This window comes from Gemmatimonadota bacterium, from assembly GCA_040388625.1.
In the GTDB taxonomy this organism is placed as follows: Bacteria; Gemmatimonadota; Gemmatimonadetes; order Gemmatimonadales; family Gemmatimonadaceae; genus Fen-1247.
Genome location: JAZKBK010000004.1, coordinates 553849 through 566982, shown reverse-complemented (window position 1 = coordinate 566982; position 13134 = coordinate 553849). Strand labels below are relative to the sequence as shown.

At 62.0% G+C, this 13134-nt stretch carries 13 protein-coding genes; 2 read left to right on the top strand and 11 right to left on the bottom strand.

Features of this window, described 5'->3' with window-relative positions:
• Nucleotides 1-119: 119 nt before the first annotated feature.
• Entirely contained in the window at nucleotides 120-1031 is a 912-nt protein-coding gene (gene lipA, locus V4529_11220; protein ID MES2358893.1) for a lipoyl synthase, read from the bottom strand.
• Nucleotides 1032-1048: 17 nt separating this feature from the next.
• Nucleotides 1049-2119 (bottom strand): FAD-dependent oxidoreductase, encoded by a 1071-nt coding sequence (locus V4529_11215; protein MES2358892.1) that lies wholly within the window; start codon nucleotides 2117-2119, stop codon nucleotides 1049-1051.
• A gap of 96 nt (nucleotides 2120-2215) precedes the next feature.
• Here V4529_11215 and V4529_11210 point away from each other — a divergent pair, with 96 nt between their 5' ends.
• Complete coding sequence (locus tag V4529_11210; GenBank protein MES2358891.1) at nucleotides 2216-2428, top strand: hypothetical protein; 213 nt, start codon at nucleotides 2216-2218, stop codon at nucleotides 2426-2428.
• A 50-nt stretch (nucleotides 2429-2478) separates the two neighbouring features.
• Here V4529_11210 and V4529_11205 read toward each other — a convergent pair whose 3' ends face one another.
• Genes V4529_11205 through V4529_11190 form a run of 4 tightly spaced genes read right to left on the bottom strand, consistent with a single transcriptional unit; the run spans nucleotide 2479 to nucleotide 5815 of the window.
• Complete coding sequence (locus V4529_11205; protein MES2358890.1) at nucleotides 2479-3273, bottom strand: DUF3108 domain-containing protein; 795 nt, start codon at nucleotides 3271-3273, stop codon at nucleotides 2479-2481.
• A complete protein-coding gene (locus tag V4529_11200) occupies nucleotides 3273-4013 on the bottom strand; it encodes a glycosyltransferase family 2 protein (protein MES2358889.1) in 741 nt (246 codons plus the stop codon). The genes V4529_11205 and V4529_11200 overlap by 1 nt, the downstream gene beginning before the upstream one ends.
• Before the next feature lie 10 nt (nucleotides 4014-4023).
• Complete coding sequence (locus V4529_11195) at nucleotides 4024-5076, bottom strand: glycosyltransferase family 4 protein (protein MES2358888.1); 1053 nt, start codon at nucleotides 5074-5076, stop codon at nucleotides 4024-4026.
• 10 nt (nucleotides 5077-5086) lie between these two features.
• Complete coding sequence (locus V4529_11190; protein MES2358887.1) at nucleotides 5087-5815, bottom strand: gamma-glutamyl-gamma-aminobutyrate hydrolase family protein; 729 nt, start codon at nucleotides 5813-5815, stop codon at nucleotides 5087-5089.
• Between V4529_11190 and V4529_11185 the strand changes: the two genes are divergently transcribed.
• Nucleotides 5809-7596, top strand: coding sequence for a BamA/TamA family outer membrane protein (locus tag V4529_11185; protein MES2358886.1), 1788 nt, complete (start codon nucleotides 5809-5811; stop codon nucleotides 7594-7596). The genes V4529_11190 and V4529_11185 overlap by 7 nt on opposite strands.
• A gap of 18 nt (nucleotides 7597-7614) precedes the next feature.
• On the opposite strand, the gene V4529_11180 is transcribed toward V4529_11185, so the two are convergent.
• Genes V4529_11180 through V4529_11160 form a run of 5 tightly spaced genes read right to left on the bottom strand, consistent with a single transcriptional unit; the run spans nucleotide 7615 to nucleotide 13133 of the window.
• Nucleotides 7615-9198 (bottom strand): peptide MFS transporter, encoded by a 1584-nt coding sequence (locus V4529_11180; protein ID MES2358885.1) that lies wholly within the window; start codon nucleotides 9196-9198, stop codon nucleotides 7615-7617.
• Nucleotides 9199-9231: 33 nt separating this feature from the next.
• Complete coding sequence (locus V4529_11175) at nucleotides 9232-10245, bottom strand: oligopeptide/dipeptide ABC transporter ATP-binding protein (protein ID MES2358884.1); 1014 nt, start codon at nucleotides 10243-10245, stop codon at nucleotides 9232-9234.
• The gene (locus V4529_11170) at nucleotides 10242-11270 is read right to left on the bottom strand and encodes an ABC transporter ATP-binding protein (GenBank protein ID MES2358883.1); all 1029 of its coding nucleotides are present in this window, start codon (nucleotides 11268-11270) and stop codon (nucleotides 10242-10244) included. The genes V4529_11175 and V4529_11170 overlap by 4 nt, the downstream gene beginning before the upstream one ends.
• A complete protein-coding gene (locus V4529_11165) occupies nucleotides 11267-12148 on the bottom strand; it encodes an ABC transporter permease (GenBank protein MES2358882.1) in 882 nt (293 codons plus the stop codon). Before V4529_11165 ends, V4529_11170 begins: the two co-directional genes overlap by 4 nt.
• Nucleotides 12138-13133, bottom strand: coding sequence for an ABC transporter permease (locus V4529_11160; protein MES2358881.1), 996 nt, complete (start codon nucleotides 13131-13133; stop codon nucleotides 12138-12140). Before V4529_11160 ends, V4529_11165 begins: the two co-directional genes overlap by 11 nt.
• Nucleotide 13134: the final 1 nt, after the last annotated feature.

Genomic DNA, 13134 nt, shown 5'->3' with positions numbered 1-13134 from the left:
ATTTATACGTGCAGGTGGTACTGGAAGCTGTGATCGTAGCGTATCGGATCGTTGGGCTTCTCAGTTGTCGTGCCGCGCGTGATTGTGCGTGTGAAGCGCGGGGCGGATGTGATCGCAGCTCAGTTGACTCCAGCCGCCTGAACCTGTTCCCAGGCGTGGTAACTGCTGCGCACAAGGGGACCTGACTCGACATGTCTGAAGCCCATCGACATGCCGATTTCATACAACTCGCGGAATTCCGCCGGTGTCACGTAACGATCCAGCGGAATGTGACTGTCGGACGGCCGCAGGTACTGGCCCAGCGTGAGAATGTCCACATCCACTTCGCGCAGGTCGCGCATCACGAGTTCGACTTCTTTCAGCGTCTCGCCCATTCCGAGAATCAGCCCGGATTTGGTCGGAATGTCGGGCGCCAGCTCCTTGGCGGTGCGGAAAATCTCCATCACGCGGGGATAACGACCCCCGGGCCGGCACTTCTTGTACAGCCGCGGCACCGTCTCGGTGTTGTGGTTGTAGATGTCGGGCCTGGCTTCGAGCACCGTCGCAATGCTGTCCCGGTTCCCCTGAAAGTCTGGAACCAGAACCTCCACGGAGCAATCAGGGAGCCGCTGCTTGATCTGCCGAATGGTTTCAGCAAAAATGTAGGCCCCAAAATCGGGCAGGTCGTCGCGGTCCACCGAAGTGATCACGGCGTGACGCAGCCTGAGCTCGGCAACCGCGTCGCCAACCCGCTCAGGCTCCGCGATGTCGTATGAGGCAGGACGACCGTGCGCGACGGCGCAGTACGCGCAGTTGCGGGTACACACGTCGCCCAGGATCATGAAGGTCGCGGTGCCATGCTCCCAGCATTCGCCGATATTGGGGCAATGAGCTTCCTCGCACACCGTGTGCAGGTTCAGCTCACGCATCATCTGCGTCAGGCGCAGATAGTTGGGACCGCCGGGCGCCCTGACCTTGAGCCAGGAAGGCTTTCGCTCAGGAAGGGGTTCAGCCCTATGGCGCCCCATGATCTGGTACAGCAGTTCAGCCATAGAGTGTCAAATCTAGCCTAATGCCGCCCGGGCCGAAATCGACTCAGGTCGTAGTGTGATGCGGCGCCCGTCACCAGATCGGCTACGACCTGCGCGGTGAGTGGCGCGAGCAGTATTCCGTTGCGCGAATGACCGCACGCGTAGATCACGCGTGGCCGCTCCGGATCGGCGCCGATGATTGGCAGCAGGTCCGGCGTGATCGGCCGCAGCCCCGCCCAACTCGAGTGAATCGGCACGCCGGCGAGCGCAGGACATAGCGCCACCGCGCGCGCGCGGATGGATTCGATACCGTCTGCCGTCGTCTCCACCTCGAAACCCGAGTGCTCCATGGTCCCGCCCGCAACGGTAATTCCTTCGCTGCGCGGAATCAGATATCCACCGGCGCCACAGATCACGTGTCGCACCGCGTCGCTCTCGAAGGCCAGCATCTGGCCCCGGACGGGTTGAACCGCTGCAACGCAGTCGCCGGATCCAGCGATCAGCGGCGTCCACGCACCCGCCGCAAGGACCACGTAATCGGAAGCGAAGCGGCTTTCCATGTCCGTGAGCACGTTGCAGCCAAGCTCGGACGCATGCAGCTCTCGGCAATCCTCGCGCACCGTGGTGATCCCGTCGTGCGCCGCGATTGCGATGCCGAGCGCGTCGAGCAGCGCCAACGGCTCCACGGCGCCATCGGAGGGATGCAACAGTCCGCCCAGACACGAGGCGACAGCCGGCTCCAGCGCCGCAAGCTCTTCCGGCGGAACCCACCTCGCCGAACGGTCGTTCGAACGTCGTAGCGTGTCTGCTTCTATTTCGTCGAACGCTAGTTCGATAGTCCCGGCATCGTTCGTCGGGATCTGCCGTCCTGTCCGCTCGGCCAGGGCGGCGGCGTAGCCGGGATAGTAGTCCCGGGACGCCATCGCGAAATCGTGCGCCGGCCCGGTTTCGCTATCGATGGATGGCGCCAGCATCCCGCCCGCGGCGGCGGATGCATTTCCGGAATGCGTGGTACCAACCAGACGAACAGCCAGACCCCGGTCGGCCAACTCCAGCGCCGCTGACAGCGCTATTATTCCTCTACCGACAACCGTTACGTCAGCAACCATTTGATGCCCGGAGGGTGTCAAATGGGCGTAGGAAATTCAACAGAAATTCGGTCGGAGCTCGCATGCTCCGTACTATTCTAAACGGAGAGCTGAGAAATGCTGCGTACCATCTTTTTCCTCGGTATCGCACTCATCGTTGGTGGCATCCTGCTCGGCATGGTGTTCGGTATCGCGATGTTCGTTTTGGGGATAGCCATCAAGGTCGCCGTCGTGGGCGGAATAGCCTATCTGATCATTCGCATCATCAGCCCCGACACCGCTGCTATGATCCGGAGCCAGTGCCAGCGCAAGACGCTCGATCGGTTCTAGACGTCGTGGAAGTCTTCATCCCCGCGAAAGCGGGGATGAAGTACGTCGGTTCAGTTCCCGGCTTTGTACGATCTCAAATAAAGATTGATCGAACCGAACGACAGCTTCGACTTGAGCTGTACCAGAACGTGTCTGCTATCATCCGACAGCCACACCTCGGCCTTTCCATTCTCCGAGAATATCCCCTGCGTCTTGATGACCGGCTGCAGCACGACGCAATCGAATCTCCCCGCAGGCACGTCAATCGTTTCCTTGCGCAGGACGCGAACCCGGATCGGGTTGCGCTCGGGACGGAAGTACCGATTGGACTCGTAGGTATGTCCCACCTCGAGCGGTAACGTCCGCACGAAGAACAGAAACGATCCGTCGTCGAGCGGATCCTTCACACCTGCGTGTTCGCGTGGCGGCTTCTTGTCCATCTCCATGTACGTGCCGCGATCGGGATAGATCTCGTACCGCTTCTGTCGATCGCTCGACCCTTCCTGTTGCGTCTGGTAAAAACGCAGGGAAGAGAAAGTGCTTCGATCTACCCAACTCTCGAAGACGTCGTCGACATGGTAGAAGAACGTCCCGCCCTTCAGGCTGAACACGGTGTGCCACGCAGATATGCCGCGCACCTGCTCGATGTCCTTCACCACCGTGCTCGCCGTGCCCACCTTGAGCGCACCGAACTTGACGTCGTACTCGGCGGTCTCGCCGACGCCGAATGGTACGGACATCGTACTGTCAGCCTGCGCAACACTGGTCGCCGCCGCCGGCCCCGCGGTCGTCGGTGTCTGCGCCGAGGCGGAGATGGTTATGGAAAGGCTGCCTGCGATTGCGAGCTTGATGAGCGCCGACGCCATCACGTGGCTGCCTTCCGCCATCCGCCCGACGCGCGTCCGGCGCGATACAAGGCCATCGCGTCGGCGAACGGGCGCACGCGCGTCTCACGCGGCCGCAGATCGTAACGCGGCTCGACCGCGACTTTCTCGATCTTGCGCGCGAGAGGCGCGAGCTTGAGAAAGAGCTCCAGGTTAGCCGCCCATCCATCACTCGTCACGAGTGGAATGTCGCCCGACGACTTGGCATAATCGCGCATCAGCGAGATGCGATACATCTTGAACGACGCGAACGGATCGGCTACGTCCCTGGCCGACACGAACGGGCGCATCATCCACGGACCGAATTTCGCAAGCCTGCGTACCGCTGCCGGCATACTCTGCTGTGCGCGCTCCGTGGTTACGATGTCGGCGCCTCCCTCGAACCTCTTGAGCAGTTCCGGGAGTGACTCCGGCTGGTCCGTAAAATCCGCCTGCATCACGACCATTGCGTCTCGTCGTGGGTACTTGGTCCGACGCGAAACATCGGCGCACAGCGCGCCCAGGGCGTGACCGAAGCCCTGCCTCGTGGCGCCATGCAAAACCGTGAGTGGAAGGACCTTGCAGTACGGCTCCAGCGTGGCCGCCGTGTCGTCAGTGCTTCCATCGTCGTAAACGATGACTTCGTACTCGCGGGAATACTCCTGGAACACCTTGCGGATGCGCCAGAGCAGAACTCCCACGGTCGGGCCTTCGTTGTAGGTTGGAATGCAGATGTGAAGCATGTCGTTCAAGTTAGGCAGTAAGGATCTGTTGGTACACCCGTTCCACGCCTTGGGTCATCCCCTCCACGCTGAAAAGCGCCGCGCGTGCTGGGCCATCAGCCGCCAACCGGCTCCGCAAGCCCGCCTCCAGCAGTGACTCATGCGCTGCGGCGAAGGCTCTGAAATCACCTAAGGGGACAAGAAGTCCGTTTTTGCCGTTTTCCACAATCTCGGAGATTCCACCGACGTCGAACGCCACCGGCGGAACCCTGAGGGCCAGCGAATCGATGAGGACCGTTCCAAGCCCCTCCTCGACGGCTGGGTGCCACAGGATGTCGAGGCCGGCCATCCCATTGTGGATGTCGGAGACGAAGCCAGCCTGGTGGGCTCGCAACGGGCCCAGTTTGATCGGTCCCTTTGCCGTGCCGCCAAGCAGAATGACGCGCGTCCGGCCGATCGCGTTCTCGCTGAGCCAGCTGCCAACGTGCCGGAGCGAATCGATCCCTTTTTCAGCCGTCATCGCGCCCACGACGCCGGCAAGCACCGTGTCGCGAGGCCAGCCGAGCTCCTTGCGCCAGTCTCGCGGTGCGGGCGCGGACGGTGTCGGGACACCCGAGTGTACTACGACGATCCGATGTGCATCGACCCCCGAGCGCACCATTGCCGTCTTCACCGCATTCGATATGGCTATGAACCGCGTGACGCGGAGGCCGTATTTCACGCGTACCGATTTGAGCGGGAACGTAACGCGCCGGGTGACGACGAGAGGAGTCGTGTCACCGGCAAGTGCGATCAGCGAGATCGCGTGTGCTCGCGCATCGTGCGCGTGAACGATGTCCGGGTGCCACGCCCGAATGATCGACCGCAGGCGCTTGGCGGAGCGTAGATCCCAATCCGACCGCATCGGGACCGACGCTGTGGCGATCCCTGCCGCCTGGAGCCGTTCGAGCAGCGGAGAGCCGCCGACGCCCACCACGAGCGGCTCGCATCCGTGTGAGCGCAGCGACGTCGCCAGTAGAAATACCTGGCGCTGGCCGCCACGCCAACTGCGGCCAGCGTCGATGTGCAGCGATCGGAGCGTCACGATATACCGATCATCGCTTACCGATCACTCTGGCGAATGAGCTGAAAATATCGCGGTCCCAGGACTCGTCGGTGCCGATGAGGTCTTCCGGGTGCCATTGAACTCCGACGCACCACCACGGTGAATCCGCGGCCGATTCGACGCCCTCGATCACTCCGTCTGGCGCAACTGCGACCACCCGAAGCTCGTCTGCGACGCGCTCGATGGACTGATGATGCACGGAATTGACTTCCAGGTTCGTCAGCCCGATGGCACGCGCTAGTCGCGATTCGGTCTGAATTTCGACGGAATGCGTACGCGATGTGCGAGGCCGATCGGGATCGTGGTTGATGTCGCTCGGATGCTGGCTTGGAATATCCTGTATCAGCGAGCCGCCGAGCGCCACGTTGAGCAGCTGTGCGCCCCGGCAAATGGCGAGCAGCGGAGTCCCACGTCGCTTCGCGGCATTGACCAGCGCGATCTCCCAGTGATCTCTGATGTCGGACACGGCGCCGAGCATGGGATGCCGGGGCGCGTCGTACAGTGCAGGATTGAGGTCGGCGCCACCGGTGAGCACCAGGGCGTCTACGTGCTCCATGAGATCTTCCGCGGCAGTGGGGTCGTGGAGTGGGGCGGCGACGAGTGGTACGAGCCGTGCGTTCTCCAGGGCTGTGAGGTAGGTCGTTCTCAAGTGCGCAAACGGTACGTCGCGCTCGCTGCGGACTGCGGCGCTAACCGCTACAATTGGACGGAATGACACAGCTCTGGGCTTGGAAGATGGCGTCGATCGGCACTCTTCTCGGAATCTGCTCTGCGGCGGCCGGCGGGCAAGGGGAGAATGCCGTCAACGCGCCCCCGACAAGCACGGCGCTCGCCAGCATGGGGTCGGGGAACGCGGCACCAGCCCCACTGCTCTGTCACGGTGAAACCATAACGTCGATTGAAATCCATGCCTATCCGCCGTTCGAGGCGGGCGGCGCCAATCTCACTGCCCGCGTCGCGAGATTGGCCACGAACCTCCATGCCACGACGCGACCCGAGGTAATAAGCCGCTTCCTGCCGATCCGCGTGGGCGATGCCTGTGAGGATCGGCGTTTGCACGAAGCCGAGCGCATACTACGGGCGCAGCCGTTCATTGCCGATGCGAATCTGCTGGTGACTCCTGACGGCACCGGTGGCGTAAACATCGACGTGGTCACGTTCGACGAAGTGTCGCTAGTGGTCGACGGCACCATCACGTCCAAATCGCCGGTCATTCGCTCGGTGCGTTTTGGTGAGGAGAATCTGTCGGGAGCGGCGCTGTCTGCAACGGGAGCGTGGGAGAAGAGTCGATTCTACCGCGACATCTACAAGGCGCGCGTTGTGGAATATCAGTTGTTCGGCAGGCCATATCAGCTTTCGGTTCAGGGAACGCGAAACGAGATCGGCGGGACCTGGGATGCACTCATAACGCATCCATTCCTCACTGATCTGCAACGGACGTCGTGGCGTGCGTCGGCCGGTTCTTCGACCGGTTACAGATATTTTCTCCGAGGACGGGACCCCAACGCTGCGCTTCCCTTCACGCGTGCGTACGCTGATGTCGGCGGAGTTCTGGCGTTCGGCCTCGTACGACATGTCTTCCTGATAGGAGCGACTGTTTCCAAGGAGCGCGAGCGGACGGGCCGTATGCCGGTGCTCGTGCTCAACACGGTTGTGCCCGATACTAGCACCGCGCTCATCGGGCGCTATGGTGAGCATCGGACCGATCGCGTCAATCTGCTGCTGGGCTTTCGCAATTCCCGCTTCATGCAGGTGAGAGCCTTCGACGCGGTTGAGGGGACACAGGACATGCGCACCGGCATGCAGTTGGCGACGCTGTTCGGGCGGGGATTCAAGCTGACTCCCAAGGACGAGCGAGACTATTTCATGTCGACCGACCTCTATTACGGGTACGGGACCCCGCAGTCTTTTGCAGGTATGGAAATCATGGGCGAGCGGCGTCGCAATCTCGACACGCACCGGTTCGATGGTGTGCTCGCTAGCGGCAGGGCGGCCTGGTACGCGCATCCGTCGGCCAAGCACACGTCGATCTTCGATGTGGAGTACAGCGGTGGTTCGCGCCAGAGGGTCCCGTTTCAGCTCTCACTTGCCGACCGCGACGGCGGAATGCGAGGCTACGGCTCGTCGGATCTCGGCGGTGGACAGCGCGTCGTAATGCGATTGGAGGACCGTTACCGCCTGGGACACGTTCGTCAGTTCGCCGGTCTCGCCAGCGCGGTCTGGGTGGACGCGGGACGTTTGTGGGCCGGTGACGCCCCGTTCGGAGTCAATACGAACGTCAAATACGCTGTCGGCGTCGGCCTTCTCGCCGCTTTGCCACCGCGGTCGCGGCGGACATGGCGCGTCGATTTCGCCTTCCCGCTGAACGACCGCGGCGATTCAAAGTTCGAGATCCGCTTCACGAATCACGACTTCACGCGCTGGTTCTGGCACGAGCCCGGCGACGTTCAGACCAGCCGCGAGCGCGCGATCCCGAACTCGGTTTACAACTGGCCCTGATCCGGTCGAAATCGCGCGTTACGCTGACGTCTTCTCTTCCATCATCTTCCGGATCGGAATGACCAGCGCGGCACACACCGCGGCGGCAATGAAGAGCGCTATCGCTGTATTCCTGAACAGCAGCGGCATCTCGCTGAGGTTGTTCGGATTCACGTGACCGCCGACCAGTCCAGCAACGAGGTTGCCGAGCGCGTCGGCCAGGAACCAGATGCCCATCATCTGACCGACAAAGCGTCGCGGCGCGAGTTTGGTCATCGAGCTCAATCCGACGGGGCTGAGCGACAGCTCGCCGAATGCCTGGAACATGTAGCAGATCACAAGCCACCACATCGACACGTGCATGGCCTCGCCCACTGCCGCGCTTGCGACGATGCGGTTGGACGCCACGAGCATTACAAGAAAACTGACGCCGGCGAATGCGAGACCGATCGCAAACTTGGTGGGACTCGACAGGTCGAGCCTTCTGCGCGCGAGAGCAACCCAGATCCATGCGAATACCGGGGCAAGCGTGATGACGAAGAATGACTCGGCGGACTGCAGCCATAACGTAGGTACTTCCCAGCCAAATACCGTGCGGTTGGTGAAATCGTGCGCAAACAGGTTGAGAGATGTGGGCGCCTGCTCGAACCCTGCCCAGAAGATCGTTGCAAAGACAAACAGGACGACGATCACGGCGACTCGCTTCTTTTCCCCCGTGTTGAGGCCAGCGAAAAAGAACATGTACGCGAAGTAGACCACGGCGAGAGCCAGTAGCACGTATCCCATACGTTCAGCAAGCGCGACGGGATTGATGTGAATCACTCCGAGGATAGTGAGCAGAACGATGACGCCGATCACCGCGACGCTCGCGAAGGTGATGCGTTTTACCTTGTTCTGCTCCGCGACACTTGCTGTCGAGGCGGCGCCAATCGGGCCGAGCGTTTGCGTCATGCGCAACTTGAACATGATGACGCCAATGATCATGCCGACGCCAGCCGCGCCGAATCCCCAGTGCCAACCAACGCGCTCTCCGAGATAGCCGGTGATCAGCGGTGCGATCAGCGCGCCGGTATTGATACCCATGTAGAAGATCGAGAAGCCAGCATCTCTGCGCGCACCGCCTTCAGGATAGAGATCGCCGACAGTTGCCGATACGTTGGGCTTGAGCATTCCGGTGCCCAGCACGATGAATACGAGGCCGACGAAAAACGCCGAGTGCGCGAAGACCGTCGATAGCGCTATCGAGATGTGTCCGCATGCGATGAGCACGCCGCCCCACAAAACGGAACGTTGCAATCCAAGCCACCGGTCCGCGATCCACCCGCCCGGCAATGACGCCAGGTAGACACAGGCCGCGTAGATGCCGACGATGGACGAGGCGACGGTACGGTCGAAGCCGAAGCCGCCCGACATGAGCGCTGCGGACATGAACAGCACCAGCAGGGGCCGGATCCCGTAATACGAGAACCGCTCCCACATCTCCATGAAGAAGAGCGTTGACAGGCCGGTCGGGTGCCCGAAGAACGCCTTGTTCCCCGTCCATTGCTCGAACCCGGTGGGTGGCTCGTCGTGGGTGACAGTCGCGGCTTGTGGCTGGTCGAAAACTGACTTCTGTGTTGCCATGGCGATGTGAGGCTGGGGGAGATGCAGGATTGGTTATGGCAGCTGGCTTGGCTGTTTGATGCATGCAGCAAAGTGCGCGGGCGTCTTTTCTTCCAGCGGCGGAACCACTCGCGTACAGTCGTCATCCTTGAGCGGATGCTGACAGCGCGAATAAAATACGCATCCAGGTGGTGGGTTCGCTGGCGATGGCGGCTCACCCTGTAGCACGATGCGCGCCGTCTGACGGCCCGGCTCCGGACGTGGCACCGCCGAGAGCAGCGCCTGTGTGTACGGCATCGTCGGGTTGGAATAAAGATCGTCTGCCGACGCAATCTCGACGATCCGCCCGAGATACATGACCGCGACACGATCTGCGATGTGACGCACCACCGACAGATCGTGGGCTATGAACAGGTAGGTGAGGCCCCGATCTCGCTGAAGATCCTGCAGCAGATTGATGACCTGCGCCTGCACTGACACGTCGAGCGCGGACACCGGCTCATCGCAGACGATCATCTCCGGCTCGACCGAGAGCGCTCGCGCGACACCTATGCGCTGCCGCTGACCGCCCGAGAACTCATGCGGATAGCGCGAGGCATAATCCGGATTCAACCCGACTTCCTCGAACAGTGTCTTGACGCGATGATCGGCAGCGCGACCTTCGGCGAGGTGGTGGATCAACATTCCCTCCTTGACCGCCGCGCCGACCGTCATCCGCGGGTTGAGCGACGAGAACGGATCCTGGAAGACTACCTGCATCTTCCGTCGCATGCTGCGCAACGCGGCGCCGTGCAACGTTGCAACGTCGATCCCATCGAAGACCACGGAGCCGGAGGTTGGCTCGATCAGTCGGAGGATCGCGCGACCCATCGTCGTCTTTCCGCAACCCGATTCGCCAACAACACCCAGAGTTTCACCCCGCGCTATGTCGAACGAGACGTCGTTCACAGCGCGGATCGCAGCGGCGTTGCGCCCGAAGAGACTGTGCTGCAAACCCTGGCGTACTGGAAAGTCCTTGCGCAGGTGCGTAACCTGCAGCAATGCCGGGTTGGTGCGCGCGCTCGTCACGAGCCGGCGCCGACGCGCACAGTTAACGGCGTATGCGGTTCGGACCGGCGCAGCGGCTCGACGGCAAGATGACAGCGTGATTCGTGCTCGTGTCCAACCGAGTAGAGCGGGGGATGTTCCGTCGCGCACCGATCCCAGGCGTAACTGCAGCGATCCCGGAATCGACAACCACTCGGCCACGCGGTCGAAGGCGGCACGACGCCCGGGATCGTCACGAGTCGTTCGGTGTCACTGTCGAGTCGGGGCATCGCACTCATCAGCCCTTCGGTATACGGATGCTGCGGCGCCTCGAACAACTCAGCCACCGTGGCACGCTCGACCACCTCGCCGCCATACATCACGACGACTCGGTCCGCGACTTCTGCAACGACACCAAGGTCGTGCGTGATGAGCAGCACTGCCATTCCAAGCTGCTGCTGCAGCCGCTGGAGCAACTCGAGTATCTGTGCCTGGATCGTGACGTCGAGTGCGGTCGTTGGCTCGTCTGCGATAAGCAGCGCCGGCTTCAGCACGAGGGCCATCGCAATCATTACGCGCTGACGCATGCCGCCAGAGAGCTGGTGCGGATATTCCGATGCCCGCTCGCGCGGAGCCGAGATTCCAGTGAGGGCGAGCATCTCCACCGCGCGCTCCCACGCATCGTGACGCGACGCGTGGGTGTGTACGCGCACTACTTCCGCGATCTGTTCACCTACCGTGAGCACAGGATTGAGCGCCGACATCGGCTCCTGGAATATCATCGCGATCCGGTTGCCTCGGATGGTGCGCATCTCGCCGTCGCTCAGTTGCAGAAGTTCGCGCCCCTGGAATCTGATGCTGCTGGCGGTCTCGATCCTGCCGGGCGGACGAATGAGCCTGAGAATGGAAAGTGCGGTGACCGATTTACCCGAGCCGGATTCACCCACCACCGCGACAGTCTCGCCCTCTGCCACGTCGAACGAGACCCCGTCCACTGCACGGGCAATCACCTCGCCGTCGTGGAAATAAGTCCGCAGATCGCTGACCGCCAGCAACGGGTCCGTCATGAATCGAGCTCGGCCATCGTCACCGCGTCCTCACGCGGATCGAACGCTGCACGCAGCGCATCGCCCAGCGCGTTGCACGCGATGGCAGTCGTGACGATGAGCAGTCCCGGAAAAAGTGATATCCACCACGCAGCGCCAATCTGATCGGCTCCATCCTGAATTATGCTACCCCAGCTCGCGCTCGGCGGCTGAACGCCCAGCCCCAGGTACGAAAGCCCTGCCTCGAGTATGATCACGTGCCCCACGCCCAACGTAGCAGCGACGATAATGGTGGGAAGCACATTCGGTAAGATGTGACGGAAAAGAATCCTCGGCCCCGATGCCCCCAACGCTCGCGCTGCCGCCACGAAGTCGAGCTCGCGCATCGATAATACCTGAGCACGCACCATCCTGCTGAGCCCGAACCAGCCCGTGGCTCCGAGCACTACGATGAGTAACCAGAGCGGCAAACCATTCCACAACGCCAGAATTGCGATCAGTAGCAGGACTCGCGGAATCGAAAGCGCCGCGTCCACGATGCGCATGAGCACCGCATCGACCGCTCCGCCGACGTAACCCGCGATTGCACCATAGAGCGTTCCAAGCGTTATTGCGATCGCCGTCGCAAGAGCGGCGACCGAAAGCGAAATGCGCGCACCGTAGATGCATCTGCTCAGAACGTCGCGGCTGAACGAATCAGTACCGAAGGGGTGGCTGAACGATGGCGCGAGATTCTTGAGCCCAATGATGTCAGGCTGCGCAATCGGATCATAGGGCGCTACCCATGGCGCGAGCAACGCAACGACTACGATGACCGCGATCACGCCTGACGCGACGCCTGCGTGTCGCACCATGCGGTGCGTCCAGTGCGGCCGATCTCTCAGCGTATCAGCGTCCACGAATTCGCGGATCGGCGACGGAGTACAACAGGTCGGCTCCCAGGCTCCCGAGCGTTACGGTTGCCGCTGCAACGATTACGCCCGCCGTAACCAGTGGATAGTCGCGCGTCGCGACACCGTTCAGAATCACCCAACCCATTCCCGGCCAGGCAAAGACGCGCTCGATAAACACCGCGCCGGTGAACAATACCGGCAGTGAAAGGCCGAGCAGGCTGATTGTTGGTATGAGAGCGTTGCGAAGCACGTGAACCCACATCACACGTCGCTCGCTCACACCCTTCGCGCGGGCGGTGCGGACGAAATCATCCGGCAGAACGCGCAGCAGCTCCGCACGCTGGTACCGTGCCACCGCCGCGCCGGAGAGCAGAGCAAGTGTGATTGCCGGAAGCGCCAGGTGCTTGAGTCTGTCGCCCAGAGCCGCGAGTGGCCCCATGTATTCGTGCATCACCGGATCCACGGCGCCGGCGACGGGGAACCACGGAAGCCAGTACGCGAAGATCAGCATCATCATGAGCGCGAGCCAGAAGTCAGGCATCGCGTAGAAGAACATCGATCCCGCACCGAGCGTGCGATCAGTGCGGGATCCCGGTCTCGTTGCCTGAATCACTGCGAGCCCGATCCCGCCGGCGAACCCGAGCACCAGCGCCGTTCCGGCAAGCAGCAGCGTGTTCGGCAACGCGTCCTTCAAGACGTCGATGACCGGCCTGTGCATCGAGAATGACCAGCCAAAATTCCCGCGTGCCACGTTGCTCAGGTAGCGGACATACTGTTCCAGCAGCGGCCGGTCCAACCCGTACATCGCGCGCCACCTGCCACGCATCGCTTCGGTGACGTTGGGGTTGTCCATCGCCGACGTGAATGGATCGCCCGGCGCAATGTGGATGAGCACGAAGACGATCGTCGTGACGATCGCGACGACGATTACTGCCTGCAAGAGGCGCGATACGACGGTGCCGACTACACCACGCCTTCCCGCTGACCCCAAG